Here is a 25,054-nt window from a genome sequence, read left to right as displayed (position 1 = left end):
CTCGCTATGACCGCTCCCACTTCGATTCGCCGACTCAACGCTGCCGACCCGGATTTCGCACATCATCTGGATCATCTGCTGAGCTGGGAAAGTGTGTCTGACGACTCGGTCAATCAGCGGGTGCTGGACATCATCAAGGCTGTGCGCGAGCGTGGCGATGCAGCTTTGGTGGAATTCACCCAGAAATTCGATGGCCTGCAAGTGGCGTCCATGGCTGATCTGATTCTGCCGCGCGAGCGCCTGGAACTGGCCCTGACCCGGATCACGGTGCCGCAGCGCGAAGCCCTGGAAAAAGCCGCATCGCGGGTGCGCGACTATCACGAGAGGCAGAAACAGGACTCCTGGAGCTACACCGAAGCCGACGGCACGGTGCTGGGCCAAAAGGTCACGCCGCTGGACCGCGCCGGTCTGTACGTGCCGGGTGGCAAGGCGTCGTATCCATCCTCGGTGTTGATGAACGCGATCCCAGCCAAGGTTGCCGGCGTGACCGAAGTGGTCATGGTGGTGCCGACCCCGCGCGGCGAAATCAATGAACTGGTGCTGGCCGCTGCCTGCATCGCCGGGGTGGACCGGGTGTTCACCATTGGTGGCGCCCAGGCCGTGGCTGCGCTGGCCTATGGCACCGAGAGCGTGCCGCGGGTCGACAAGGTGGTGGGGCCTGGCAACATCTATGTCGCCACCGCCAAACGCCACGTGTTTGGCCAGGTCGGCATCGACATGATCGCCGGGCCTTCGGAAATTCTCGTGGTGTGCGACGGCCAGACCGACCCGGACTGGATCGCCATGGACCTGTTTTCCCAGGCCGAGCACGACGAAGACGCCCAGGCGATCCTGGTCAGCCCGGACGCCGAGTTCCTCGACAAAGTGGCTGCCAGCATCGACAAGCTGCTGCCGACCATGGACCGCGCCGAGATCATCAACACCTCGATCAACGGCCGTGGCGCGCTGATCAAGGTCGAGAACATGGAACAGGCCATCGAGGTCGCCAACCGCATCGCGCCGGAGCACCTGGAGTTGTCGGTCGCTGACCCGCAGGCCTGGCTGCCGCAGATCCGCCACGCCGGTGCGATCTTCATGGGCCGCCACACCAGCGAAGCCCTGGGTGACTATTGCGCAGGTCCCAACCACGTCTTGCCGACTTCCGGTACGGCGCGTTTCTCGTCGCCGCTGGGGGTGTATGACTTCCAGAAACGTTCGTCGATCATCTTCTGCTCCGAGCAAGGTGCGTCCGAACTGGGCAAGACCGCTTCGGTGCTGGCCCGTGGCGAGTCGCTGAGCGCCCACGCCCGCAGTGCCGAATACCGCATCCTTGATGAGCGCTCCATTGAAGGGCAGGGGAAACTGAAATGAGTAAATTCTGGAGCCCGTTCGTCAAGAACCTGGTGCCTTACGTGCCGGGCGAACAGCCGAAGCTGACCCGCCTGGTCAAGCTCAACACCAACGAGAACCCCTACGGCCCGTCGCCCAAGGCCCTGGCGGCGATGCAAACCGAGCTGAACGACAACCTGCGCCTGTACCCGGATCCCAACAGCGACCTGCTGAAAAATGCCGTGGCCCGCTATTACGGCGTGCAGAGCAACCAGGTGTTCCTGGGTAACGGTTCGGACGAAGTGCTGGCGCACATTTTCCACGGGCTGCTGCAGCACGATCAGCCGCTGTTGTTCCCGGACATCAGTTACAGCTTTTATCCGGTGTATTGCGGGCTGTACGGCATCCAGTTCGACGCGGTGTCGCTGGACGCGCAGTTCCAGATCGACCCGGCGGACTATGCCAGACCAAACGGCGGGATCATCTTCCCCAATCCGAACGCTCCCACCGGCTGCCTGCTGGCCCTGGAAGCGGTCGAGCAGATCCTCAAGGCCAGCCCGGACTCGGTGGTGGTGGTTGATGAAGCCTATATCGACTTCGGCGGCGAGACCGCCATCAGTCTGGTGGACCGCTATCCGAACCTGCTGGTGACCCAGACGCTGTCCAAGTCCCGCTCATTGGCAGGATTGCGGGTGGGCCTGGCGGTGGGCCATCCGGACCTGATCGAAGCGCTGGAGCGGATCAAGAACAGCTTCAACTCCTACCCGCTGGATCGCCTGGCGAATGTCGGGGGCGCGGCGGCGTTCGACGATCGGGAGTATTTCGAGCAGACCTGCCGGTTGGTCATCGAGCACCGTGAATGGGTGGTGGCGCAGTTGCAGGCCAAGGGCTTTGACGTGTTGCCTTCGGCGGCCAACTTCATCTTCGCCCGTCACCCCCGGCACGATGCGGCAGGGCTGGCGGCGAAATTGCGCGAACAAGGCGTGATCGTGCGGCACTTCAAGCAGGAGCGGATTGCCCAATTCCTGCGGATCAGCATCGGCACGCCGGAGCAGAACCAGGCGCTGATCGAAGCCCTGGGTGAACTCTAAAGTTAAGGAAGGGGGCTGATGGCCTTATCGCGAGCAGGCTCGTTCCCACAGTAGAGTCGTTGCGAATACAAATTTTGTAACCAGCAGAGGCACCCTGTGGGAGCGAGCCTGCTCGCGATGGCGTAGTGTCAGTCAACATCCATCTGGCTGATCCACCGCCATCGCGAGCAGACTCGCTCCCACAGTTGTTGGGCCTTACTCGTGATGCTCTTCACCCAGGAAGGTCAGCGAGGTGAACACCCCACGCGTGGCCACGTCCTTGTTGTCCTTGAGCGCAATTTCCATCTGCGCGGCGATCACATTCAACCCCTCGTTACGCACCAGCACCTTGGCCCGGCCTTCGGCGTCGGTTTCTGCTGATACGGTGTCCGGTGCGCTGCGGTAATCACCCACCAGCTTCACCCCGGCGGCCGGTTTCCCGTCCAGCAGCACCCGTACCGGCAGTGACTGGCCCGGGCCTACGGTCAGCGGGTCGACTTCCGGCAGGATCAGGAACTTGACCTGATCAAGTTTCGGCAACTTCGCTCCCGGCTCGTAGATCGCCAGGCTGTACTTGAAGGTGTGGGTCGATTCAATCGCCCCGGGCACCTTCGTGCGGCCTTCGTTGATCCATTTCTTGTCAGCGGTCTGGGACCACATGCCATTGTCCAGTTCCACGGCCATCACGGCCGGTGGCTTGAGGGGTTGCAAGCGAGCATGGTCGGGCAAGCGTTCGACGGTGACCGGGATCATCTTGCCGCCCAGGTCATAGGCCCACGCACCGCTGATTTTCTGCGCCTTGAAGGCATTGTCCTCGGCGCCGTGGCCGTAGATCACTTCGATGTTGCCGCGCCGTTGTTCGGTCCACAGGCCATGGGCCGAGGCTTGGGTGGCCAGGAACAGGCTAAGAAGGGCGAAGGTCTTGGGGTATTTCATTGATTTTCCTTTTTACAGATCAAGGGTGAGGCTGACGGTAAAGTTGCGTGGCTCGCCGGGGTTGACCCAGTAGTTGCTGTACGAGCGCTCGTAGTATTTTTCGTCGAAGACGTTGTTCAGATTCAGGCCCACGGTGACGTTGTCGCTGGCCTTGTAATGGGCCAGCAGATCCACGGTGTGGTAGGCCGGCAGTTCGAAGTCCTTGCCGGCTTCGCCGGAGCGATCCCCGACGTATGTGAATGCCGCACCCACGTCGGAGCCGCGCAGGTGGCCGTCCTGGAATTCGTAGACCCCCAGCACGCTGCCGCTGCGCTTGGCGACGCCAAGAATCCGGCTGCCGGTGGGAATGATTTCGTCACCCTTGGTCACTTCGGCATCGATGTAGGCGAAGGCGCCGATCACCCGGATGGCGTCAGTTACCTGCCCGGTGACCTGCAGATCGAGTCCCTGGCTGCGGGCCTTGCCCATGGCGCGGTTGGAGTCTGTGGCCGGGTCCCGCGCCAGGACGTTTTCCTTTTCGATATGGAACGCCGCCAGGGTGGTGCTCAGGCGATCATCGAACAGTTCGCTCTTGATCCCCACTTCATAGCCAACGCCTTCCTCCGGATCGAAGGTTTTGCCCCCGGCATCCAGGCCATTGTTGGGCTTGAACGAGGTGGAGGCGTTGGCGAACAGTCCGACCTCGGGCGTCAGTTGGTACAGCAGGCCGGCCCGTTGCGTGAAGGTGTCATGACGCTGGCGGCTGGTGAGCTGCGTGGTGTGGTCGTCAATGCTCTGCTCGAAATGCTCATAACGCACGCCGAGCATGCCCCGCAGTTTGTCGGTGAAGACGATCTGGTCCTGAAGATTCAGCGCACGGCTTTTCACACGCTCGAAAAAATCGGTGCCGGTACGTTGACCATCAGGTTTCGGCTGGCCATAGACCGGTTGATAGATGTCGATGGGGTAAGTGCCACCGTTGATCGTGGTCACGCGTTCGTTCTTGCGATAGTCCTCGTATTCGGTGCCGATCAACAGTTCGTGCTGCCAGGGCCCGAGGTCAAACAGCCCGCGTAATTCAAGCTGGGTAATGCTGTCGTGCCAATTGTTGTCGCGCTCGCGGTAGCGGCGGTTCACCGTACGACCGTCGGCGTTCAGCGGCCGCGCTTCGGAGGCGAAGCCCCAGAGTTCGCCCTGTTTGTAATGGCTGGCCAGGCGCAGTTGCCAGGCGTCGTTGAGCTGATGTTCGAGGGCCGCCTGGAGCATGTTGTTGTGGTTGTCGATGTCGCTGTCGTTGGGCTCGCCCAAAAAGGTCGAGCGGGAAACACCGCTCCAACGGTTGTTCGGCGCCACGATGCCGCGATCGAACGTTGAACTGTGACGCACGATTTCGCTTTCCACCAGCAGGCGCGTGTCGGGGCTCAGTTGCCAGCTGAGGGAGGGGGCGACGAAGACGCGCTTGCTCTGGACGTGATCGCGAAAGCTGTGATTGTCCTCGACCGCCAGGTTGACCCGCGACAGCAGATTGCCCTCAGCGTCCAGTGGTGTGTTGACGTCCAGCGCGGTGCGGTAGCGATCCCAACTGCCGGCGCTGGTTTGCAGGGTGGTGAAGGCTTCGGGCTGGGGCTTCTTGGTGACGATGTTCACCGTACCGCCGGGGTCGCCGCGCCCGTACAGGCTGGCCGCCGGTCCTTTAAGCACCTCGATGCGTTCAATGTTGGCCGCATCCGGCGTACTCGGATAACCGCGGTTGGCGCTGAAGCCGTCCTTGTAGAACTCCGAAGTGGTAAAGCCACGCACGCTGTATTCGTAGAGTGTCAGGCCGCCGAAGTTGTTTTGCTTTGACACGCCGCCGGCATATTCCAGGGCCCGTTCGACGTTGGTGCTGCCCAGATCATTGAGGACGCTGGCGGGGATCACACTGATCGATTGCGGGATGTCCCGCAGGGCGGTGTCGGTTTTGGTGGCGCTGGCGGAGCGAGTGGCGCGATAGCCCGTCACCGGCCCGGTAGGGGATTCGTAGTCGGCAGAGACGTTGATGGCGTCCAGTTCCATCGGCTGGATTTCCTCGGCGATCACCGGGTCACCCAGCAGACCCAAGGCCAGGCTGGCGAGGGAAATCCGTTTTAGAGATGACATGTTATCTTGTTCCAATTTTTAGTATTGAAACAATATAACACTACTAATGAGAATTTATGCTATTCCTGGCCGACTAAAATAACCGAGGCGAACACGGTTTTTGTGGCGAGGGAGCAAGCTCCCTCACCACAAGGGACTCTTGGCCAGCAAGGCCGTTGCTATCGCGCAGTTACTCTTCTTCCTTCACCACCACCGGTGCCGGCGGTGGGCGCAAACCGATTTCTGCGGTGAGCTTGAGCTCCTTGCCGTTGCGCATCACCTGGATGGCGACCTTGTCGGTGGGTTTGATCCGCGCCACCTGGTTCATCGAGCGACGGCCGTCACCGGCGGGTTCGCCGTCGATGCTCAGGATCACGTCGCCCAGTTGCAGGCCGGCCTTCTGGGCCGGGCCATCGCGGAAAATGCCTGCTACCACGATCCCGGGACGCCCGGACAGGCCGAAGGACTCCGCCAGCTCCTGGGACAGCGGCTGCACTTCAATACCCAGCCAGCCGCGAATCACCTGGCCGTGTTCGATGATGGACTTCATCACTTCCATGGCCAGCTTCACCGGAATCGCAAAACCGATGCCCTGGCTGCCGCCGGACTTGGAGAAGATCGCCGTGTTGATCCCGGTCAGATTGCCGTTGGCATCCACCAGCGCGCCGCCGGAGTTCCCGGGGTTGATCGCGGCATCGGTCTGGATGAAGTCTTCGTAATTGTTCAGGCCCAACTGATTGCGCCCAGTGGCGCTGATGATGCCCATGGTCACGGTCTGGCCGACGCCGAAGGGGTTGCCGATGGCCAGGGTGACATCGCCGATGCGGATGCTGTCCGAGCGCCCAATGGTGATGGCCGGCAGGTTCTTCAGGTCGATCTTCAGCACCGCGAGGTCGGTTTCCGGGTCGCTGCCGATCACCCGGGCCAGGGTTTCGCGACCATCCTTGAGCGCCACCACAATCTGGTCGGCGCCGCTGGTGACGTGGTTGTTGGTCAGGATATAACCTTCAGGGCTCATGATCACGCCCGAACCCAGGCTCGACTCCATGCGTTTCTGCTTGGGTGAGTTGTCGCCGAAGAAGCGCCGGAACTGCGGGTCTTCGAACAGGGGATGGCTGGATTTGTTGACGACCTTGGTGGTGTACAGGTTGACCACGGCCGGTGCCGCGATCGTCACGGCATCGGCATAGGACACCGGCCCTTGTTGCAGTGCCTTGGTCTGTGGCGCCTGCTGCAGGTTGACGTCGAGGCTCGGCAGGCCGACCCACTCCGGATAACGCTGGATAATCAGTAGAGCGACAAGCACGCCGGCCAACAGAGGCCAGCCGGAAAAACGCAGCGCCTTGAGCATTAAGCACGTCCTACAAAGGTTGCAGGCGGTGTGAGACCGCCCATAATGTCGCGCATTATACGAGGCCGCGCGCGCCTCTGAACGGGATATTTAGGAGTCTTTTCATGGCCGTAGCCCTGAACACCCTGGTAGAAGAAGCGGATCGTTACCTGGCCGCCGCCAGGATTGCCGATTACTGCCCCAACGGTTTGCAGGTCGAAGGCGCCCCTCAGGTGACGCGCATTGTCAGCGGTGTCACCGCCAGCCAGGCATTGCTCGATGCTGCAGTGGAGGCTGACGCTGATCTGGTGCTGGTGCATCACGGGTATTTCTGGAAAGGCGAAAATCCCTGCGTCACCGGCATGAAGCAACGTCGCCTCAAAACCTTGCTCAAGCACGATATCAGTCTGCTGGCCTACCACTTGCCGCTGGATCTGCATGCCGAGGTAGGCAATAACGTGCAATTGGCTCGCCAGTTGGACATTACCGTCGAAGGGCCGCTGGACCCGGACAACCCCAAGGTCGTCGGCCTGGTGGGCTCCTTGTCCGAACCGATGACGCCCCGGGACTTCGCCCGTAAAGTGCAGGAAGTCATGGGCCGCGAGCCTTTGTTGATCGAAGGCGAGCAGATGATCCGCCGGGTCGGCTGGTGCACGGGCGGAGGCCAGGGCTACATCGATCAGGCCGTGCTGGCCGGGGTTGATCTGTTTCTCAGTGGCGAGGCGTCCGAGCAGACCTTTCACAGCGCCCGGGAAAACGGCATCAGCTTCATCGCCGCCGGGCACCATGCGACCGAGCGCTATGGTGTGCAGGCATTGGGCGATTACCTGGCGCGGCGCTTTGCTTTGGAGCATATCTTCATAGATTGCCCGAATCCCATTTGATCACGTGTAATCCCCTGTGGGAGCGAGCTTGCTCGCGATAGCGGAGGGTCAGTCAACTTCAATGCCGACTGATACACTGCTATCGCGAGCAAGCTCGCTCCCACAAAAGTCTGTTGCAACGCCCGAACCGGCAGGCATATCCATATGCTGTTTCGATCTAGTTGGCGCCCTGATTAGAAGAGGTCGCTGTGCTAGGATTCCCCGCTCGAACACGGCCCGCTGGCCGTTCATAAGAAAGTTTTCGTGAGTAGCCATGGTCGACAAACTGACGCATCTGAAACAGCTGGAGGCGGAAAGCATCCACATCATCCGCGAGGTGGCCGCCGAGTTCGATAACCCGGTGATGCTGTACTCCATCGGTAAAGACTCCGCCGTGATGCTGCACCTGGCACGCAAGGCGTTCTTCCCCGGCAAGCTGCCGTTTCCGGTGATGCATGTCGACACCCGCTGGAAATTCCAGGAAATGTACAAGTTCCGCGACCGCATGGTTGAAGAGCTGGGCCTGGACCTGATCACTCACGTGAACCCGGACGGCGTGGCGCAAGGCATCAACCCGTTTACTCACGGCAGCGCCAAGCACACCGACATCATGAAGACCGAAGGCCTGAAACAGGCTTTGGACAAGTATGGTTTCGACGCCGCTTTTGGTGGTGCCCGCCGCGATGAAGAGAAGTCCCGCGCCAAGGAGCGCGTGTACTCGTTCCGCGACAGCAAGCATCGCTGGGATCCGAAGAACCAGCGCCCGGAGCTGTGGAACGTCTACAACGGCAAGGTCAACAAAGGCGAGTCGATCCGCGTATTCCCGCTGTCGAACTGGACCGAGCTGGACATCTGGCAGTACATCTACCTCGAAGGTATCCCGATCGTGCCGCTGTACTTCGCCGCCGAGCGCGAAGTGATCGAGAAGAACGGCACGCTGATCATGATCGACGACGAGCGCATCCTCGAGCACCTGTCCGATGAAGACAAAGCCCGTATCGTCAAAAAGAAAGTGCGTTTCCGCACCCTTGGCTGCTACCCGTTGACGGGCGCGGTGGAGTCCGAGGCCGAAAGCCTGACGGACATCATTCAGGAAATGCTCCTGACGCGAACTTCCGAGCGCCAGGGCCGGGTCATCGACCACGATGGCGCAGGCTCGATGGAAGATAAGAAACGTCAGGGTTATTTCTAAGGGGTTGTCATGTCGCACCAATCTGATTTGATCAGCGAGGACATCCTCGCTTACCTGGGCCAGCACGAGCGCAAAGAGCTGCTGCGTTTTTTGACCTGCGGTAACGTCGACGACGGCAAGAGCACCCTGATCGGGCGCCTGCTGCACGACTCCAAGATGATCTACGAAGATCACCTGGAAGCTATCACCCGCGATTCGAAAAAAGTCGGCACCACCGGTGACGACATTGACCTGGCGTTGCTGGTCGATGGCTTGCAGGCCGAGCGCGAGCAAGGCATCACCATTGATGTCGCGTACCGCTATTTCTCCACGGCCAAGCGCAAATTCATCATCGCCGACACCCCTGGCCATGAGCAGTACACCCGCAACATGGCCACCGGTGCCTCCACCTGTGACCTGGCGATCATTCTGGTGGATGCCCGCTACGGCGTGCAGACCCAGACCCGTCGCCACAGCTTTATCGCCTCGTTGCTGGGCATCAAGCATATCGTCGTGGCCATCAACAAGATGGACCTCAAGGACTTCGACCAGGGCGTGTTCGAGTCGATCAAGGCCGACTACCTGAAGTTCGCCGAAGGCTTGAAGATGAAGCCCACCAGCATGCACTTCGTGCCGATGTCGGCCCTCAAGGGCGACAACGTGGTGAACAAGTCCGAGCGCTCGCCGTGGTACACCGGCCAGTCGCTGATGGAAATTCTCGAGACCGTGGAAGTGGCGGGTGACCGCAACTTCACCGACCTGCGTTTCCCGGTGCAGTACGTCAACCGTCCGAACCTGAACTTCCGCGGTTTCGCCGGCACCCTGGCCAGCGGCATCGTGCACAAGGGCGACGAAGTGGTGGTGCTGCCTTCGGGCAAGAGCAGCCGCGTGAAATCCATCGTCACTTTCGAAGGCGAGCTGGAACACGCCGGCCCTGGCCAGGCGGTGACGCTGACCATGGAAGATGAGATCGACATCTCCCGTGGCGACCTGCTGGTGCATGCCGACAGCGTGCCGCCGGTCACCGACAGCTTCGAAGCGATGCTGGTGTGGATGGCCGAAGAGCCAATGCTGCCGGGCAAGAAATACGACATCAAGCGCGCCACCAGTTATGTGCCGGGCTCGATTGCCAGCATCGTCAACAAGGTCGACGTGAACACCTTGGAAGAGGGACCGGCCAGCGCGTTGCAGCTCAACGAAATCGGCAAGGTGAAGATCGCCCTGGATGCGCCGATCGCCCTGGACGGTTACGAGAGCAACCGCACCACCGGCGCGTTCATCGTCATCGATCGCCTGACCAATGGCACTGTCGGCGCGGGCATGATCGTCGCCCAGCCGCTGGCTCACGGCACCAGCACGCACCACGGCAAACTGGCCCATGTGTCGGTGGAAGAGCGCGTCCAGCGCTTCGGCCAGCAACCGGCCACGGTGCTGTTCAGCGGCCTGTCGGGCGCTGGCAAAAGCACGCTGGCTTATGCGGTGGAACGCAAGCTGTTCGACATGGGCCGTGCGGTCTTCGTGCTCGATGGCCAGAACCTGCGTCATGACTTGAACAAGGGCTTGCCACAGGACCGTGCCGGACGTACCGAGAACTGGCGTCGTGCGGCCCACGTTGCCCGTCAGTTCAACGAAGCCGGGCTGCTGACCCTCGCCGCGTTCGTCGCGCCGAATGCAGAAGGGCGCGAGCAGGCCAAAGACCTGATCGGCAAGGAACGTCTGCTGACGGTCTATGTCCAGGCCTCGCCAATCGTCTGCGCCCAGCGTGATCCGCAAGGTTTGTACGCTGCTGCCGGCGACAACATCCCCGGTGAGTCCTTCCCGTATGACGTGCCGCTGGACGCCGATCTGGTGATCGACACCCAGTCGCTGTCGTTGGAAGAGAGCGTCAAGCAAGTGCTGGATCTGCTGCGCAAGCGTGGGGCGATCTAAGGGAAGCAGTTACAAGCTTCAAGCGGCAAGTAAAAGCCCGCGGATGAGTGATCATCTGCGGGCTTTTTCATTTCAAGGAACAACTCGGTCAACTGTGGGAGCGAGCCTGCTCGCGATAGCGGTGGGTCAGTCTCCATTTATCCAAGCTGAGACACCGCAATCGCGAGCAGGCTCGCTCCCACAAGGGATTCAATGGCGGTCTGGATACTCCCGATGCATCTGTTCCAGCAACGCATCTTTATCCTGCCACAACTGATTGATCCAGCCCTGGAACTCCAGGCGATAGGCGCCGTCCTGGTCGTAGTTCCTGCCGATGAACTGCGGCGGAATCTTCAGTTCCTGGAAATGCACCACCACTTCGTCAACTTTTCCGCAGAGCAAATCCCAGTACCCCGGTCGGCCGCCGGGATAGTGGATGGTCACGTTGATGATCGACTCCAGCTGTTCGCCCATGGCATCGAGCACAAACGCAATCCCACCGGCCTTGGGTTTGAGCAGGTAGCGAAACGGTGACTGTTGCTGGGCATGCTTGCCTTCGGTGAAGCGTGTGCCTTCGACGAAGTTGAAGATGCCCACAGGGTTGTTGCGAAATTTCGCGCAGGTCTTGCGGGTGGTTTCCAAATCCTTGCCTTTCTTTTCCGGGTACTTCTCCAGGTAAGCCTTGGAGTAGCGCTTCATGAACGGGAACCCCAGGGCCCACCAGGCCAGGCCGATCACCGGTACCCAGATCAGTTCCTGCTTGAGAAAGAACTTCAATGGGCGAATGCGCCGGTTCAGCACGTACTGCAACACCATGATATCGACCCAACTCTGGTGGTTGCTGGTGATCAGGTACGAGTGCTGGTAGTCCAGGCCTTCCAGGCCACTGAGGTGCCAGCGGGTGCGGCGCAGCAGGTTCATCCAGGCCTTGTTGTTGCTGATCCAGGCTTCATGAATGTGGCCCATCAGCCAGTCGGTGAAACGCTGGGCGGCGGGGAAGGGCAGCAACAGCTTGAAGATTGCCACGATGAACAGCGGGGTGCAGCAGGCGATGGTGTTCAACGCCAACAGCAGCGAGGCAATGACGCCGCGCACAGGAGCAGGCAGGAAATCCAGCATTTAAATATCCATGGGTCGGTTGGCGGCCTGGATCGCGGTCAGGGCGATGGTGTACACGATGTCGTCGACCTGAGCGCCGCGGGGCAAGTCGTTTACGGGTTTGCGCAGGCCTTGCAGCATTGGCCCGAGGCTGACGCAATCGGCGCTGCGTTGCACGGCCTTGTGGGTGGTGTTGCCGGTGTTCAGGTCCGGGAAGATGAACACCGTCGCCCGGCCGGCCACCTGGCTATTGGGCGCCAGTTGTCGGGCCACGGTTTCGTTGGCGGCGGCGTCGTATTGCAGCGGCCCGTCGATCAGCAAGCCGTGTTGCGCCTCGTGGGCCAGCCGGGTGGCTTCGCGGACTTTCTCCACCTCTTCACCGCTGGCCGACTCGCCGCTGGAATAGCTGAGCATTGCCACCCGTGGCGTGATGCCGAACGCGGCAGCCGAGTCGGCGCTTTGCAGGGCAATCTCCGCCAGCTCCGCGGCGCTGGGATGCGGGTTCATCACGCAGTCGCCGTAGACCAGCACTTCTTCGGGGAACAGCATGAAAAACACCGAAGACACCAGCGAACATCCCGGGGCGGTCTTGATCAGTTGCAAGGCCGGGCGGATGGTGTTGGCGGTGGAGTGGATAACTCCGGACACCAGCCCGTCGACTTCATCGAGCGCCAGCATCATGGTGCCGATCACCACGGTGTCTTCCAGTTGCTGTTCGGCCATCGGCGCGTTCAGGCTTTTGCTCTTGCGCAGCCGCACCATCGGTTCGACGTAACGCTCACGAATCGAATCCGGGTCGAGAATCTCCAGCCCCGGCGGCAGTTCGATGCCCTGGGCACGAGCCACTGCCTCGACGTCGGCCGGTTTGGCCAGCAGCACGCAGCGAGCGATGCCACGGGCCTGGCAAATGGCAGCGGCCTGGACAGTCAGCGGTTCACTGCCCTCAGGCAGCACAATGCGTTTGTCGGCGGCCTGGGCGCGCTGAATCAGCTGGTAGCGGAACACGGCCGGCGACAAGCGCATTTCCCTTGGCGTACCGCAACGCTGATGCAGCCATTTGGCATCCAGGTGGCTGGCGACAAAATCGGTGATGATCTCCGCACGTTCGCGGTCGTCGATCGGAATTTCCTTGTTCAAGCCATTGAGCAGGTTGGCGGTGTCGTAAGACCCGGTACTGACCGACAGCACCGGAAGTCCCGCCTGCAAGGCGCCTCGACACAGGTCCATGATGCGCGGGTCGGGTAGGGTGTCGCTGGTCAGCAGCAGGCCGGCCAACGGTACGCCGTTGAGGGCTGCCAGGCTCACGGCCAGGATGATGTCGTCGCGATCACCCGGGGTCACCACCAGCACGCCGGGCTTGAGCAGCTCCACGGTGTTGCGCATGGTGCGGGCGCAAATAATGATGTTGCTCATGCGCCGGGTTTCGTAATCGCCGGCATTGAGCACCTGCGCGCCCATCAGGTCGGCCACGTCACGGGTGCGTGGGGCGTTGAGTTCGGGGCGGAACGGGATGCAGCCCAGCAGGCGGAAATCGCCGCTGCGCAACAGCGGCGAGTGCTCCTTGAGCCGCGCGGAGAAGGCCTCCATGCTTTCCTCGGTATGGACTTTGTTCAGGATCACGCCGAGGACTTTCGGGTCTTTGGGCCCGCCGAACAACTGCGCCTGCAGCTCGACGCGACCGGAAAGCTCGGTCAGCACTTCGTTCTCCGGCGCCGACACCAGGATGACCTCGGCGTCCAGGCTCTTGGCCAGGTGCAGGTTGACCCGCGCGGCATAGCTGGCGTTGCGGGTCGGGACCATACCCTCGACGACCAGCACGTCCTTGCCGATGGCAGCCTGCTGGTAGAGGGTGATGATTTCTTCCAGCAACTCATCGAGCTGGCCGTCGCCGAGCATGCGTTCGACGTGCGCCAGGCCCAGCGGCTGCGGCGGTTTGAGGCCGTGGGTGCGGGCCACCAGTTCGGTGGAGCGTTCCGGTCCGGTATCGCCGGGATGGGGCTGGGCGATAGGTTTGAAAAAACCGACTTTCAGCCCGGCCCGTTCGAGTGTGCGCACCAGCCCGAGGCTGATGGAGGTCAGACCCACACCAAAATCGGTGGGCGCGATAAAAAAAGTTTGCATGCGGATTCTCTAAAGGTGCATGGCAAAGGCGAGGCTATAACTGCCGTCTACCGTCAATTCAGGCGCCAAGGTTATCGCTAACCGGGGCCTGTGCGCACCAGCCGCAGTCAAAGGACTGGCCTATTTTTTCATTACGTTGCGCCGGGTCCAGCACCCAGGCCCGGGACTGCCACGGCGGCAGGTGGCGCAGATGCTGGGTGTGGCCACAGGACAGCTCGGCCACCCAGTGCCCGTCCTCATCCTGATGAAAACCGGTGACCGTCGGTCTGTTCGAACAAGCCCGTTTGTCCGGGTTCCGTTCGCTTTCGGGCAAATCCTTGTTTAGACTTGTCCGTTCTTCATTCTTATGCAAAAGGTCTCGCCCCATGCTGATCGCCGCCAATAAGGCTGTCTCCATCGACTATACCCTGACCAACGACGCTGGTGAGGTCATCGACAGCTCTGCCGGCGGCGCTCCGCTGGTCTACCTGCATGGCGCAGGCAACATCATCCAGGGTCTGGAAAAAGCCCTGGAAGGTAAAACTTCCGGTGACGAGCTGAACGTTACCGTTGAGCCGGAAGATGCTTATGGCGAATACTCCGCCGAGCTGGTCAGCACCCTGAGCCGCAGCATGTTCGAGGGCGTGGATGAGCTGGAAGTAGGCATGCAGTTCCACGCTTCGGCCCCCGATGGCCAGATGCAGATCGTCACCATCCGCGACCTGGAAGGCGATGACGTCACCGTTGACGGCAATCACCCGTTGGCCGGTCAGCGCTTGAACTTCCAGGTCAAGATCGTCGACATTCGTGATGCCAGCCAGGAAGAAATCGCCCATGGTCACGTCCATGGCGAAGGTGGCCATCACCACTGATTTGTGCGCTACGCTCAAGTGAACTGGAAAGGCGCCTTACGGCGCCTTTTTAGTCTGTTGCTGTTAGCATCGTCCATGGCTGTTCGAAAAGATCCGCAAACCTGGAGTTCGTCATGAGTGCTTTCCACGACCTTAAACTTAAAGCCCTGGATGGTCAGGAACTTGATCTGGCGCCGTTCAAGGGGCAAGTCGTGCTGGTGGTCAACGTCGCCTCCAAATGTGGCCTGACACCTCAGTACGCTGCGTTGGAAAACCTCTATCAGCAATACAAGGCCAAGGGGTTCTGTGTGCTGGGCCTGCCTTGCAACCAGTTCGCCGGACAAGAGCCGGGGACGGAACAGGAAATCCAGGATTTCTGCAGCCTCAATTATGGTGTGACGTTCCCGTTGTCCAGCAAACTGGAAGTGAACGGGCACGACCGTCATCAGTTGTACCGTCTGCTGGCAGGCGAGGGGGCCGAGTTTCCGGGGGACATCACCTGGAACTTCGAGAAGTTCCTGCTGGGCAAGGACGGTCGGGTGCTGGCGCGTTTCTCACCGCGCACGGCGCCGGATGATCCGGCCGTGATCCAGGCTATCGAAAAAGCCTTGAGCTGAACCTCTGGAGCAACCATCACCCTGTTGTGTGCGGGCACACTCCTCTCGGCTTCCTTTTGATTCACAATCATTCAAATCAATAGTGCTACCCATTGCTTTCCACGGTCCATATTATCGCTGTCATATTCGACCTGCGACCCTGTTTCCGTGGAGTGTCCCATGCCTGTAAAAGCCTTGTTCAAACCCTTCCATCTCGGTGCGCTGGAGCTGCCGACCCGGGTCGTGATGGCGCCGATGACTCGCTCCTTTTCTCCAGGCGGCGTGCCGAACGCCAAGGTCGTGGAATATTACCGCCGTCGCGCGGCGGCCGGCGTCGGCCTGATCATTACCGAAGGCACGACCGTCGGGCACAAGGCCTCCAACGGTTATCCGAACGTTCCGCATTTTTACGGTGAGGCCGCGCTGGCCGGCTGGAAACAAGTGGTTGATGCCGTGCATGCCGAAGGCGGCAAGATCGTTCCGCAGCTCTGGCACGTAGGTAACGTGCGGCGCTTGGGGACCGAGCCGGACGCCAGCGTGCCGGGCTATGGCCCGACGGAAAAACTCAAGGACGGCCAGGTCGTGGTTCACGGCATGACCCAGGCGGATATCGACGAAGTCATCGCAGCGTTCGCCCAGGCGGCGAAAGACGCCCAGAGCATCGGCATGGACGGCGTGGAGATCCACGGCGCCCATGGTTACCTGGTGGACCAGTTCTTCTGGGAGGGCAGCAACCAGCGCACCGACGGTTATGGTGGAAGTCTGGCCAACCGATCGCGATTCGCCATCGAACTGATCCGCGCCGTGCGTGCTGCGGTAGGTGAAGGGTTCCCGATCATCTTCCGTTTCTCCCAATGGAAGCAGCAGGACTACAGCGCGCGTCTGGTGCAAACGCCAGAGGCCTTGGGCGAATTCCTCAAGCCTTTGGCAGAGGCCGGTGTGGATATTTTCCATTGCTCGACACGTCGCTTCTGGGAGCCTGAATTCGAAGGCTCCGAGCTGGGTCTGGCGGGCTGGACCCGCAAGCTGACCGGCAAACCAACCATCACCGTCGGCAGCGTTGGCCTGGATGGCGAGTTCCTGCAGTTTATGGTCAACACCGACAAAGTCGCGCAGCCGGCCAGCCTGGAGAAACTGCTGGAGCGCCTGAACAATGATGAGTTCGACCTGGTGGCGGTGGGGCGTGCGCTGCTGGTAGACCCGGATTGGGCGCAAAAAGTGCGTGAAGGCCGGGAGCAGGAGATCTTGCCGTTCAGCCGTGAGGCGTTGATGACACTGGTTTAAGCGGCGCCTGCCATCGCGAGCAGGCTCGCTCCCACACCGGATTTGGGTTGTTCACCGAACGTGTGATCAACACAACACCCTGTGGGAGCGAGCCTGCTCGCGATGGCGGCCCCAGCATCACTGAAAAAATCAGCGCACCGTCGGCGCAGCCGGCATCACCTGTTCACCGACACAAACCCCGCGCAACTGCGTCTCGAACTGCTCAATCACCGATGGCCAGCCCTGGCGACTGGCATGCTGGCGCGCATTGAGCCGCACACAACGCAAGGTTTCACGCTCTTCCAGCAGCCACCGGGCCGCGTCGCAGAATGCCTCTTCATCCCCCGGCATGGCCAGCACGCCGTTGTGACCGTGACGGATGTGTTGCGCCGCCGCGGCCTGATCATAGGCCACCACACCCAACCCGGACGCCAGCGCCTCCAGCACGACATTGCCGAAGGTTTCGGTCAGGCTCGGAAAGACGAATACATCCCCGGACGCATAGTGGCAGGCCAGCGATTCGCCACGCTGGGCCCCACAAAAGATCGCGTCGGGCAGTTCCTGTTGCAGCGCGGCCCGTTGTGGACCGTCGCCTACTACCACCAGTTTCAGCCGCCGGTCCGGGAAAGCGCTGCACAGTGTGTTGAAACAGCGTTTGAGCAGACCCAGGTTCTTCTCCGACGCCAGACGCCCGACGTGGATCAGCGCAATATCGTCATCGCCCAAGCCCCAGGCCTCACGCAGGGTTGTCGAGCGTTTGATCGGATGGAACAGTTGGCTGTCCACACCGCGGGACAACAGCGCCACACGCTCGAAATGCCGGCGTTCCAGCTCCATGCGCTGGCTGAGGCTTGGCACCAGGGTCAGGCTGGAGCTGTTGTGGAACCAGCGCAGGTAATGGGTGAGGGCCCGACTCAACAACCCGAGGCCATACTGCTGGGTGTATTGCTGGAAATTGGTGTGGAAGCCACTGACCACCGAGATGCCCAGGCGCCGGGCCGCCCGCAATGCCGATAAACCCAGCGGCCCTTCCGTGGCGATATACAGCACGTCCGGGCGATGACGTTTCCAGCGCCGCAGCAGCTTGTGCATCGAAGCCTGGCCCCACTGCAAGCCCGGATACCCCGGTAGCGGCCAGCCTCGGCACAGCAACAACTGCTCGTCGCTGGCCTGGCGTTGGTCGCCAGCCTGACGGGGCCGTATCAATTCCACCTGATGCCCGCGAGCGCGCAAGCCGTCGCACAGGCGGCCCAGGGTATTGGCCACGCCATTGATTTCCGGCGGGAAGGTTTCGGTGATGAGGGTGATATGCAGGTGTGTGCTCATGACCCCAGTGTCGACCGGGGCCATTTCGCCATTGTGACGCTTGAATGATGGATTTGTGACAGGTCAGCCCTGGCGGGCCAACGCGGTCTCGGCGCCTTGCTCGCGCACCCAGAACAAGGTCGCGCCGGCCACTGCCGCCGGCATCATCAGGATGTTGACCACCGGGATCAGCAGCACCAGGTACACGCTGCCGCCAAAACCCAGGCTCTGCCAGCGTTTTTCCCGCAGCCAGGCGAGCATTTCGTTCCAGCCCAGCTTGTGGTTGTCCGCCGGGTAGTCGATGTACTGGATCGCCATCATCCACACCCCGAACAGCAGCCATAACGGCGCGGCGACGATATTGATCACTGGAATGAAGGACAGCACCAGCAGGCCCAGGGCGCGGGGCAGGAAGTAGCCGAGCTTGCGTGCCTCCCGGGCCAAGGTGCGAGGGATCATGGCGATCAACTCGCCCCAGCTGAAGGCCGGGAAGTCGTCGGTGCCACGGATCACCACTTCGACTTTCTCCGCGAGAAAACCGTTGAACGGCGCGGCGATGACATTGGCGAGCATGGTGAAGGTGAAAAACACCATCAGCACCACAAGCACCACGAACAGCGGCCACAGGACATAGTTGAGAAAGCTCAGCCAATCCGGTAGCGACGGCATCAGCGTGTCGACCCAAAGGCTGAACTGATGGCCGGCCAGATAGATCAATCCGACGAACAGCACCAGGTTGATCACCAATGGCAACAGCACAAACAAGCGCAGACCCGGGCTTAAGACCAGTTTGAGTCCTTCTCGCAAATATTGCGGGCCGGACAGGACGGGGGCGGGCATAAGAGGCTCCGAGCGAAGATGAACGCGCCGACCATACCGGCTTTGCCGGGCTCGGGAAAGCATCGACATGGCGTGTAACAACGTTTGCCGAGTTTATTGAACTGACTGATCTGGATAGAGCTCACCTATGAGCTGGATTGTTAAACCGTATTTCCTTAATCTTCGCTCCCTCGATACGCTGCACCCATTCTTTTCAGGACTGTCGAACCCAAGCCTTCCCCAAGTGCGTCAACAGTCCCTTTTATTCGCGCCGCTCACCCGGCGTTCCGGCCCGCAAGGGCCGGTCAACAGGAGCAGGTCATGTCTGAAGTGCGTCATTCGCGAGTGATTATTCTCGGTTCCGGCCCTGCCGGTTACAGCGCTGCGGTGTATGCCGCCCGTGCCAACCTCAAGCCGTTGCTGATTACCGGCATGCAAGCCGGCGGTCAATTGACCACCACCACCGAAGTCGACAACTGGCCGGGCGACGTCCACGGTCTGACCGGCCCGGTGTTGATGGAACGTATGAAAGAGCACGCCGAGCGCTTCGAGACCGAGATCGTTTTCGACCACATCAATGCCGTGGATTTCGCCGCCAAGCCGTACACCCTGACCGGTGACAGCGCGACCTACACCTGCGATGCCCTGATCATTGCAACCGGCGCCAGCGCTCGTTACCTGGGCCTGCCATCGGAAGAAGCCTTCATGGGCAAAGGCGTTTCCGCCTGCGCCACTTGCGACGGCTTCTTCTACCGCAACAAGCCCGTGGCTGTGGTGGGTGGCGGTAACACCGCCGTCGAGGAAGCCCTGTACCTGGCCAACATCGCCAGCACGGTCACCCTGATCCACCGTCGCGAAACCTTCCGCGCCGAGAAGATCCTGATCGACAAGCTCAATGCCCGTGTGGCTGAAGGCAAGATCATCCTCAAGCTCAACGCCACCCTGGATGAAGTGCTGGGCGACAACATGGGCGTGACCGGTGCCCGTCTGAAGAACAACGACGGCAGCTTTGACGAGATCAAAGTCGACGGCGTATTCATCGCCATCGGCCACACCCCGAACACCTCGTTGTTCGAAGGCCAGCTGGAACTCAAGGACGGCTACCTGGTGGTCAAGGGCGGCCGCGACGGCAACGCCACCGCCACCAGCGTCGAAGGTATCTTCGCGGCCGGCGACGTGGCAGACCACGTCTACCGTCAGGCGATTACCTCGGCGGGTGCCGGTTGCATGGCAGCCCTGGACACCGAGCGTTACCTGGATGGTCTGCAGAACGCTTCGTTCTGATTCAACAGGTACAAAAAAACCGGCTTCGGCCGGTTTTTTTATGCGCGGGATTTTTCTGTTCAGTGGACAAGATGTTTTGTTCACCACAACCCCCCTGTGGGAGCGAGCCTGCTCGCGATGGCGCCGGGTCAGCTTGCATCAGTGTTGGATGTGCCACCGAATCGCGAGCAGGCTCGCTCCCACAGGTTTTTGTGTGGTCAGGGGAATCTGTATTTCAAGACAGCTTCGCCAAGCACGTCTCCAGAATATCCAACCCTTCCTCCAACACTGCCGCCTCGGTCGTCAACGGCGCCAGCAGCCGAATGATGTGCCGCGATTTACCGCTGGGCATCAGCAACAAACCAGACTCCCGCGCCAAGGCCAGCAATTGTGTCAATTGTGCCGAAGCCGGGCTGCCGTCGGCATGGGCCAGTTCGATGCCGCGCATTGCCCCGACGCCAGTCAGGCGGCCCAGGTAAGGGGACAGCCCGCGACTGCGCCATGACGCGTAGCGGCTGACTATCGCCTCTTCCTGTTGCGTGCCCCAGGCTTGCAGGTTTGCGTCGGTCATTTCCTCCAGGGTCGCCAATGCGGCGGCGCAGGCGATGGGATTGCCTGAGTAAGTGCCGCCCAAACCACCTTTGGGCAGATTGTCCAGCAGTGCCTTGCGCCCCACCACGGCGCCCAGGGGGACGCCGCCGGCAATGCTTTTACCCAGCAGGATCAGGTCCGGCTCGATGCCCAGTCGCGAGAACGCAAAGCGCTGGCCGGTGCGACCGAAGCCGGACTGGATTTCATCGATGATCAGCACGATACCTTTCTCGTCGCAGAACTGCCGCAGGGCCTGGGCAAAGGCAATATCCATCGGCAGGAAACCGGCTTCGCCCTGCACCGGTTCGACGATGAAACACGCCAGGTCATTTACGTCGATCTCGACGCTGAACAACCGCTCCATGGCCTTCAACGCTTCTTCGCAGGTGACGCCGTTGTCCTTGCTGGGGTAGGGCAGGTGATAGACCGGTCCGGGTAGTACGCCGACTTTCTGTTTGTAGGGCGCGACCTTGCCGTTGAGATTGAGAGTGGCCAGGGTTCTGCCGTGGAAGCCGCCATCAAAGGCGATGACGGCCGTGCGCCCCGTGGCGCCGCGCACGATCTTCAAGGCGTTTTCCGCGGCTTCGGCGCCGCTGTTGGTGAGCATGCCGCTGACCGGGTAATCCACCGGGATAAATGCTGCCAGACGCTCCATCAATTCGATGTAGGGTGCGTGCGGGGCGGCGTTGAAGGCGTAGTGCGTCAGCCGGGTTGCCTGTTCGCGGATGGCTTCGACGACACGGGGATGGCAGTGGCCAAGGTTCAACACGCCGATGCCGCCCACGAAGTCGATGTAGCGTTTGCCGTCGGTGTCCCAGACCTCGGCATTTTTGCCGTGGCTGAGGCTGACAGGGTGCACGGTGGAAATCGATTGGCTGATGGTTTCACTGCTCATGGATGACGGCTCGGAGGAAGGAAAGATTCCCTTTATCTAAGCCGCGAGCAGAGGTGGCCGGCAAACGAAATAAAGTTGCCGGGTCAATCTTAAAAGTCGGGATGTGAGATCAGTGAGTCTGGCGAGAACTGTTTCTGTGGCGAGGGAGCTTGCTCCCGCTGGACTGCGCAGCAGTCCCAAATCAGCACGCCTGGTGCATCAGTTCACATGCCGGGGCCGTCTGGGGGCTACTTCGTAGCCCAGCGGGAGCAAGCTCCCTCGCCACAGAAAAGCGGACCTCGGCACAGAGGGGAGGCGCGTTGGGTCAGCGCCGCCGCAACGGCTGAGTCTCGAACTTCACACCCGCCAAGCCATGGGCCATCAGCGCCCGGATATTGCCGTGGTCGCTGCCCTCAGGCGTGGCCAGTACCGACCGGTAATGTTCGCCGAACGCCAGCAGCGCTTCTTCATCGCTCAAGCCTTCGAGCAGCGCCAGGCCCAGGGTCTTGCAGGAACCTTCGTTCTGCCCGGCGGCGTTGTCGACGTCACCGTTTTTAAAAGGCTGAGGCTGGTAGTCGTAGCCATTGGCGATAAACGCCAGGGTGTCGGCAAAAATGTGTTCGCCGCTCTTGAGGCTGGCGCGCAGGGTGTTCAGGTCAGGCATCGGGTTTTCCTTTGGCGAACGCCGCTTGCTGTTCGGCGCTGGCTTCTTGCTGGTATTGGGCTTTCCACTCGGCGTAGGGCATGCCGTAAACCACTTCGCGGGCGTCATCGAGGCTGACCTCGATCTGGCGTTCATCGGCAGCTGCCTTGTACCACTTGGACAGGCAGTTGCGGCAGAAGCCGGCGAGGTTCATCAGGTCGATATTCTGCACATCCTTGCGGCTGTCCAGGTGGGCAACCAGCCGACGGAAAGCGGCGGCTTCAAGTTCGAGGCGTTGTTGAGGGGACATAGTATTCACTGCGAATGTAAGGGTGGGGATAGCTTCAAGCTTCAGGCTTCAAGCCGCAAGTAAAAGCCGAGTCGCTTCAACTTGCAGCTTGTAGCTAGCGGCTTGCAGCTAAAGTAATCGATACCGACTCGGCAAATCGCAAGGCGTGGGGCTTGTCGACTTCGACTTCGGCATACAGCACCGATTCGTTGGCCATGACCAGATCGAGCAGTTCCTGGGTCAGGCGTTCGAGCAGGGCGAAACGGTTGCCTTCCACGTGGGCGATGATCGCCTTGGTGATGGTGCGGTAGTTCAGAGCGTGGTCGATGTCGTTGTCGCGCACCGCATCCTGGGCCGCGTAGAGGATGGTCAGGTTGATCAACACATCCTGTTTGTTGAGGATTTCGTCCTCGTTGATGCCAATGAACGTGCGCAAGCGCAAGTCCTTGACCTTGATGCGCGCCATGGCGGGTTGAAGTTGTGGCATTTACTTGCTCCGTCGAATCAATTGCAGGAACTCCTGGCGGGTGGTGCTGGATTCGCGAAAGACGCCGAGCATCACCGAGGTGTTCATGGTCGAGTTCTGTTTTTCGACACCGCGCATCATCATGCACATGTGCTGGGCTTCGATCACCACCGCAACGCCGGCCGCCTGGGTGACCTGCTGCACCGCGTCGGCAATTTGCCGGGTGAGGTTTTCCTGGATTTGCAGGCGGCGGGCGAACATGTCCACCAGCCGGGCGATCTTCGACAGCCCCAGGACCTTGCCCGTAGGAATATAAGCCACATGAGCCTTGCCGATGAAGGGCAGCAGATGATGTTCGCACAGGGAATAGAGTTCGATGTCGGCGACGATCACCATTTCATCGCTGTCGGAGGCGAACAGGGCGCCGTTGACGATCTGTTCGACGCTTTGTTCATAGCCGTGACAAAGGTACTGCATGGCCTTGGCCGCGCGCACCGGAGTATCCAACAGGCCTTCGCGTTCCGGGTCTTCACCCAGGCCGATGAGGATCTCGCGATAGTTCTGGGGCGATAGCGCCATGGTGCATCCTCGAAGCAAGGCTATTTGACGTGCCGGCCGCCGTTGACGGTCAGGGTCGTGCCGGTGACGTAGGGGTTGTCCAGCAGATAACGCAGGCTCTGATAGATCACTTCGCTGCCGGGCTCGATGCCCAGCGCGGACTTGGCCAGGGCCTTGGCACGGTAGGCCGCGTCGTCTTCGGGATTGAACAGTAGCAGGGCCGGGGCAATTGCGTTGACCTTGATGTGTGGCGCGTATTTCGCCGCGAACGACAGGGTCAGGCTTTCGAGCCCGGCCTTGGTGGCGCAATAGGCGATATGCCGGCTGCTGCCCTTGCGCGTGACGTCATCGCTGATGTGCACGATATCCGCCGGGGTTGAGCGTTGCAGCAGCTCGGCACACTGCAGGTTGATCAGGTAGGGGGCGAGCATGTGCACGGCGAACATGGCGTTGAACGCGCTCGCTTCGTGGCCGGGCGTCTCGCTCAGCCATGCCGAGGCGTTGTGGACAATGGCGCGCAATCGGTCGGTGTGCTGCTTGAGCTGATCAATGAAGGCCGAAATCCCGGTTTCATTGGAAAAGTCAGCGAGCAGCACGATCGCCCCCAGATCCCGCAACGCCTGCACGCCTGGGCGCTCGGTGCGGAAAGTGGCGATTACCGGATGACCGTCTTCGAGCAATCGACGGGCGCAGTGCAAACCGACGCGCTGGGCTGCGCCAGTGATCAGGATCGGAGCGGTGGCGCTGGACATAGGAAGGCTCGGTTCACGGCAATCGCAAAACTATAACAGCGACGCAAGGTGGCGACGACTCTGTGGGAGCAAGCCCTCTCCCACAGTGACCCTTGTTGAACGCGAACGCTGCGGCCGACGAGAGCGGCCCGGCATCACTGATTCTGCGTAGCCGGCTTGGCTGGCAGTGCTTTGGGCGCTGCACCGTTCAACCAACCCGCCAGCAGGTGAGTCGACATCGGAATAAACAGATAGACCATCAATGGCGTCAGAATGAGTGTGCTGATCAGCACGCGGCTCATCATTCCCAGCTCACTGAGCAATGGCCCCAGCAGAAAGTTGAACAGCAGCGACACCGGAAAGAACGCGAGCCAGATGGCCACGGCCTGTTTCCAGCGCGGTGGACGTTGATCGCCGGCGCCAAACCAACCGTCGATACCGCGCACCCTGTGTTCCGAAGGGTGGGCAAACAGCTCGCTGCCTCGCGCCAGCCACGCCGTGCGCGAGGCCGAGTGCTCCCAGGCATGCAGGGTCTGCTCGTCGGCAAAGCGGAAAATAATCTGGAATTCATCGCTCTGAGGCGGTGGCGCGAGTACACCGGAACCCAGGTAGCCGGGAAAGTCGGTGGCCAATTGTTCGCCTTCGCGCAACCAGACGATCAGGTCCTGATAGCGCCCATTGGCGACACGACGGGCCACCATCAAGGTGACGGGTGAGGTAGACATTATGTATCTCCGTAAAACAGGTGCGGTACTCCGGATAGGAGATTCGCGGGAACGCCCCAGGGTGGTGGGGCGCGTCCGTTCGCCAAAAAGCACGCAAGGTTTATTCCTTCTTGAGTGAAAAGCAACAAAATCGCGCATCAGTGGCATTTGTTCTTGTCATCCTATGACTCAGAGGGAGTACACTGGGATCCAATTTGCC

Annotated in this window: 24 protein-coding genes; 9 read left to right on the top strand and 15 right to left on the bottom strand. The window is 60.8% G+C overall.

Going from position 1 to position 25,054, the window contains the following annotated elements:
- Positions 1-6: 6 nt before the first annotated feature.
- Both hisD and hisC read left to right on the top strand, forming a co-directional pair.
- Positions 7-1,350: a histidinol dehydrogenase gene (gene hisD / locus QOM08_RS23715; RefSeq protein ID WP_047228655.1), complete on the top strand. Its 1,344-nt coding sequence runs from the start codon at positions 7-9 to the stop codon at positions 1,348-1,350.
- Complete coding sequence (gene hisC, locus QOM08_RS23710) at positions 1,347-2,399, top strand: histidinol-phosphate transaminase (RefSeq protein ID WP_316912215.1); 1,053 nt, start codon at positions 1,347-1,349, stop codon at positions 2,397-2,399. Before hisD ends, hisC begins: the two co-directional genes overlap by 4 nt.
- A 195-nt stretch (positions 2,400-2,594) precedes the next feature.
- Here the strand turns inward: hisC and QOM08_RS23705 are convergent, their stop codons facing one another.
- The 3 genes from QOM08_RS23705 to algW all read right to left on the bottom strand — a co-directional run bounded on the left by QOM08_RS23705 (position 2,595) and on the right by algW (position 6,762).
- Positions 2,595-3,314: a DUF4198 domain-containing protein gene (locus QOM08_RS23705; protein WP_047228653.1), complete on the bottom strand. Its 720-nt coding sequence runs from the start codon at positions 3,312-3,314 to the stop codon at positions 2,595-2,597.
- A gap of 12 nt (positions 3,315-3,326) precedes the next feature.
- Complete coding sequence (locus QOM08_RS23700; RefSeq protein ID WP_316912214.1) at positions 3,327-5,432, bottom strand: TonB-dependent siderophore receptor; 2,106 nt, start codon at positions 5,430-5,432, stop codon at positions 3,327-3,329.
- Positions 5,433-5,601: 169 nt separating this feature from the next.
- Positions 5,602-6,762 (bottom strand): Do family serine endopeptidase AlgW, encoded by a 1,161-nt coding sequence (algW, locus tag QOM08_RS23695; RefSeq protein WP_047228651.1) that lies wholly within the window; start codon positions 6,760-6,762, stop codon positions 5,602-5,604.
- Positions 6,763-6,866: 104 nt separating this feature from the next.
- On the opposite strand from algW, the gene QOM08_RS23690 reads away from it, so the two are divergent.
- The 3 genes from QOM08_RS23690 to cysN all read left to right on the top strand — a co-directional run bounded on the left by QOM08_RS23690 (position 6,867) and on the right by cysN (position 10,704).
- The gene (locus tag QOM08_RS23690; RefSeq protein ID WP_047228650.1) at positions 6,867-7,625 is read left to right on the top strand and encodes a Nif3-like dinuclear metal center hexameric protein; all 759 of its coding nucleotides are present in this window, start codon (positions 6,867-6,869) and stop codon (positions 7,623-7,625) included.
- A 253-nt stretch (positions 7,626-7,878) separates the two neighbouring features.
- Positions 7,879-8,796, top strand: a complete 918-nt coding sequence (gene cysD, locus QOM08_RS23685) for a sulfate adenylyltransferase subunit CysD (RefSeq protein WP_003178041.1) — start codon at positions 7,879-7,881, stop codon at positions 8,794-8,796.
- Positions 8,797-8,805: 9 nt separating this feature from the next.
- Positions 8,806-10,704, top strand: coding sequence for a sulfate adenylyltransferase subunit CysN (gene cysN, locus QOM08_RS23680; protein WP_139049152.1), 1,899 nt, complete (start codon positions 8,806-8,808; stop codon positions 10,702-10,704).
- A 189-nt stretch (positions 10,705-10,893) separates the two neighbouring features.
- Here the strand turns inward: cysN and QOM08_RS23675 are convergent, their stop codons facing one another.
- The 3 genes from QOM08_RS23675 to QOM08_RS23665 are packed head-to-tail and all read right to left on the bottom strand — an operon-like array spanning position 10,894 to position 14,299.
- Positions 10,894-11,802, bottom strand: a complete 909-nt coding sequence (locus tag QOM08_RS23675) for an acyltransferase (RefSeq protein ID WP_047228648.1) — start codon at positions 11,800-11,802, stop codon at positions 10,894-10,896.
- Positions 11,803-13,902, bottom strand: a complete 2,100-nt coding sequence (pta, locus tag QOM08_RS23670; protein ID WP_316912213.1) for a phosphate acetyltransferase — start codon at positions 13,900-13,902, stop codon at positions 11,803-11,805. It abuts the gene before it with no gap.
- Between the two features lie 58 nt (positions 13,903-13,960).
- Positions 13,961-14,299 carry a DUF3565 domain-containing protein gene (locus tag QOM08_RS23665; RefSeq protein ID WP_288912630.1) on the bottom strand — a complete coding sequence of 113 codons (339 nt, stop codon included), beginning with the start codon at positions 14,297-14,299 and terminating at the stop codon, positions 13,961-13,963.
- Between QOM08_RS23665 and QOM08_RS23660 the strand changes: the two genes are divergently transcribed.
- The 3 genes from QOM08_RS23660 (at position 14,268) to QOM08_RS23650 (ending at position 16,612) form a co-directional block, all read left to right on the top strand.
- The gene (locus tag QOM08_RS23660; protein ID WP_047228645.1) at positions 14,268-14,753 is read left to right on the top strand and encodes a peptidylprolyl isomerase; all 486 of its coding nucleotides are present in this window, start codon (positions 14,268-14,270) and stop codon (positions 14,751-14,753) included. The two genes, QOM08_RS23665 and QOM08_RS23660, sit on opposite strands and share 32 nt — an antisense overlap.
- A 113-nt stretch (positions 14,754-14,866) precedes the next feature.
- Positions 14,867-15,349, top strand: coding sequence for a glutathione peroxidase (locus QOM08_RS23655; protein WP_047228644.1), 483 nt, complete (start codon positions 14,867-14,869; stop codon positions 15,347-15,349).
- 159 nt (positions 15,350-15,508) lie between these two features.
- Positions 15,509-16,612, top strand: a complete 1,104-nt coding sequence (locus QOM08_RS23650) for an NADH:flavin oxidoreductase (protein ID WP_316912212.1) — start codon at positions 15,509-15,511, stop codon at positions 16,610-16,612.
- Positions 16,613-16,741: 129 nt separating this feature from the next.
- On the opposite strand, the gene QOM08_RS23645 is transcribed toward QOM08_RS23650, so the two are convergent.
- Together QOM08_RS23645 and cysZ are read right to left on the bottom strand one after the other, a co-directional pair.
- Entirely contained in the window at positions 16,742-17,941 is a 1,200-nt protein-coding gene (locus QOM08_RS23645; protein ID WP_139049156.1) for a glycosyltransferase family 4 protein, read from the bottom strand.
- Positions 17,942-17,980: 39 nt separating this feature from the next.
- Entirely contained in the window at positions 17,981-18,736 is a 756-nt protein-coding gene (gene cysZ / locus QOM08_RS23640; protein WP_047228641.1) for a sulfate transporter CysZ, read from the bottom strand.
- Positions 18,737-19,036: 300 nt separating this feature from the next.
- On the opposite strand from cysZ, the gene trxB reads away from it, so the two are divergent.
- Positions 19,037-19,999: a thioredoxin-disulfide reductase gene (gene trxB, locus QOM08_RS23635; protein ID WP_047228640.1), complete on the top strand. Its 963-nt coding sequence runs from the start codon at positions 19,037-19,039 to the stop codon at positions 19,997-19,999.
- Between the two features lie 214 nt (positions 20,000-20,213).
- On the opposite strand, the gene QOM08_RS23630 is transcribed toward trxB, so the two are convergent.
- The 7 genes from QOM08_RS23630 to QOM08_RS23600 all read right to left on the bottom strand — a co-directional run bounded on the left by QOM08_RS23630 (position 20,214) and on the right by QOM08_RS23600 (position 24,855).
- Positions 20,214-21,464: an aspartate aminotransferase family protein gene (locus QOM08_RS23630; protein ID WP_316912211.1), complete on the bottom strand. Its 1,251-nt coding sequence runs from the start codon at positions 21,462-21,464 to the stop codon at positions 20,214-20,216.
- Between the two features lie 304 nt (positions 21,465-21,768).
- Positions 21,769-22,107 (bottom strand): HopJ type III effector protein, encoded by a 339-nt coding sequence (locus QOM08_RS23625; RefSeq protein WP_047228638.1) that lies wholly within the window; start codon positions 22,105-22,107, stop codon positions 21,769-21,771.
- On the bottom strand, positions 22,100-22,396 hold the full coding sequence (locus QOM08_RS23620) for a DUF1244 domain-containing protein (protein ID WP_188250967.1): 297 nt from the start codon (positions 22,394-22,396) through the stop codon (positions 22,100-22,102). The genes QOM08_RS23625 and QOM08_RS23620 overlap by 8 nt, the downstream gene beginning before the upstream one ends.
- Before the next feature lie 94 nt (positions 22,397-22,490).
- Positions 22,491-22,862: a dihydroneopterin triphosphate 2'-epimerase gene (folX, locus tag QOM08_RS23615; protein WP_188250966.1), complete on the bottom strand. Its 372-nt coding sequence runs from the start codon at positions 22,860-22,862 to the stop codon at positions 22,491-22,493.
- The gene (folE, locus tag QOM08_RS23610) at positions 22,863-23,420 is read right to left on the bottom strand and encodes a GTP cyclohydrolase I FolE (RefSeq protein ID WP_047228635.1); all 558 of its coding nucleotides are present in this window, start codon (positions 23,418-23,420) and stop codon (positions 22,863-22,865) included.
- Between the two features lie 20 nt (positions 23,421-23,440).
- A complete protein-coding gene (gene folM / locus QOM08_RS23605; protein WP_316912210.1) occupies positions 23,441-24,151 on the bottom strand; it encodes a dihydromonapterin reductase in 711 nt (236 codons plus the stop codon).
- A gap of 134 nt (positions 24,152-24,285) precedes the next feature.
- Positions 24,286-24,855: an antibiotic biosynthesis monooxygenase gene (locus tag QOM08_RS23600; protein ID WP_047228633.1), complete on the bottom strand. Its 570-nt coding sequence runs from the start codon at positions 24,853-24,855 to the stop codon at positions 24,286-24,288.
- Positions 24,856-25,054: the final 199 nt, after the last annotated feature.

The organism is Pseudomonas sp. P105 (genome assembly GCF_032614175.1).
GTDB classification, from domain to species: domain Bacteria; phylum Pseudomonadota; class Gammaproteobacteria; order Pseudomonadales; family Pseudomonadaceae; genus Aquipseudomonas; species Aquipseudomonas rhizophila.
This window is presented reverse-complemented; position numbering and strand designations above follow the sequence as displayed.

Excerpts from the sequence above, each read along its gene's own strand:
- hisC (WP_316912215.1), top strand. The coding sequence starts at position 1,347 with ATGAGTAAATTCTGGAGCCCGTTCGTCAAGAACCTGGTGCCTTACGTG.
- QOM08_RS23705 (WP_047228653.1), bottom strand. The coding sequence starts at position 3,314 with ATGAAATACCCCAAGACCTTCGCCCTTCTTAGCCTGTTCCTGGCCACC.
- QOM08_RS23620 (WP_188250967.1), bottom strand. The coding sequence starts at position 22,396 with ATGTCCCCTCAACAACGCCTCGAACTTGAAGCCGCCGCTTTCCGTCGG.
- QOM08_RS23655 (WP_047228644.1), top strand. The coding sequence starts at position 14,867 with ATGAGTGCTTTCCACGACCTTAAACTTAAAGCCCTGGATGGTCAGGAA.
- cysD (WP_003178041.1), top strand. The coding sequence starts at position 7,879 with ATGGTCGACAAACTGACGCATCTGAAACAGCTGGAGGCGGAAAGCATC.
- folM (WP_316912210.1), bottom strand. The coding sequence starts at position 24,151 with ATGTCCAGCGCCACCGCTCCGATCCTGATCACTGGCGCAGCCCAGCGC.
- QOM08_RS23660 (WP_047228645.1), top strand. The coding sequence starts at position 14,268 with ATGCTGATCGCCGCCAATAAGGCTGTCTCCATCGACTATACCCTGACC.
- QOM08_RS23700 (WP_316912214.1), bottom strand. The coding sequence starts at position 5,432 with ATGTCATCTCTAAAACGGATTTCCCTCGCCAGCCTGGCCTTGGGTCTG.
- QOM08_RS23630 (WP_316912211.1), bottom strand. The coding sequence starts at position 21,464 with ATGAGCAGTGAAACCATCAGCCAATCGATTTCCACCGTGCACCCTGTC.
- pta (WP_316912213.1), bottom strand. The coding sequence starts at position 13,902 with ATGCAAACTTTTTTTATCGCGCCCACCGATTTTGGTGTGGGTCTGACC.
- hisD (WP_047228655.1), top strand. The coding sequence starts at position 7 with ATGACCGCTCCCACTTCGATTCGCCGACTCAACGCTGCCGACCCGGAT.
- trxB (WP_047228640.1), top strand. The coding sequence starts at position 19,037 with ATGTCTGAAGTGCGTCATTCGCGAGTGATTATTCTCGGTTCCGGCCCT.
- QOM08_RS23650 (WP_316912212.1), top strand. The coding sequence starts at position 15,509 with ATGCCTGTAAAAGCCTTGTTCAAACCCTTCCATCTCGGTGCGCTGGAG.
- algW (WP_047228651.1), bottom strand. The coding sequence starts at position 6,762 with ATGCTCAAGGCGCTGCGTTTTTCCGGCTGGCCTCTGTTGGCCGGCGTG.
- folX (WP_188250966.1), bottom strand. The coding sequence starts at position 22,862 with ATGCCACAACTTCAACCCGCCATGGCGCGCATCAAGGTCAAGGACTTG.
- QOM08_RS23645 (WP_139049156.1), bottom strand. The coding sequence starts at position 17,941 with ATGGCCCCGGTCGACACTGGGGTCATGAGCACACACCTGCATATCACC.
- folE (WP_047228635.1), bottom strand. The coding sequence starts at position 23,420 with ATGGCGCTATCGCCCCAGAACTATCGCGAGATCCTCATCGGCCTGGGT.
- QOM08_RS23625 (WP_047228638.1), bottom strand. The coding sequence starts at position 22,107 with ATGCCTGACCTGAACACCCTGCGCGCCAGCCTCAAGAGCGGCGAACAC.
- cysN (WP_139049152.1), top strand. The coding sequence starts at position 8,806 with ATGTCGCACCAATCTGATTTGATCAGCGAGGACATCCTCGCTTACCTG.
- QOM08_RS23690 (WP_047228650.1), top strand. The coding sequence starts at position 6,867 with ATGGCCGTAGCCCTGAACACCCTGGTAGAAGAAGCGGATCGTTACCTG.
- QOM08_RS23600 (WP_047228633.1), bottom strand. The coding sequence starts at position 24,855 with ATGTCTACCTCACCCGTCACCTTGATGGTGGCCCGTCGTGTCGCCAAT.
- QOM08_RS23665 (WP_288912630.1), bottom strand. The coding sequence starts at position 14,299 with ATGGAGACAGCCTTATTGGCGGCGATCAGCATGGGGCGAGACCTTTTG.
- cysZ (WP_047228641.1), bottom strand. The coding sequence starts at position 18,736 with ATGCCCGCCCCCGTCCTGTCCGGCCCGCAATATTTGCGAGAAGGACTC.
- QOM08_RS23675 (WP_047228648.1), bottom strand. The coding sequence starts at position 11,802 with ATGCTGGATTTCCTGCCTGCTCCTGTGCGCGGCGTCATTGCCTCGCTG.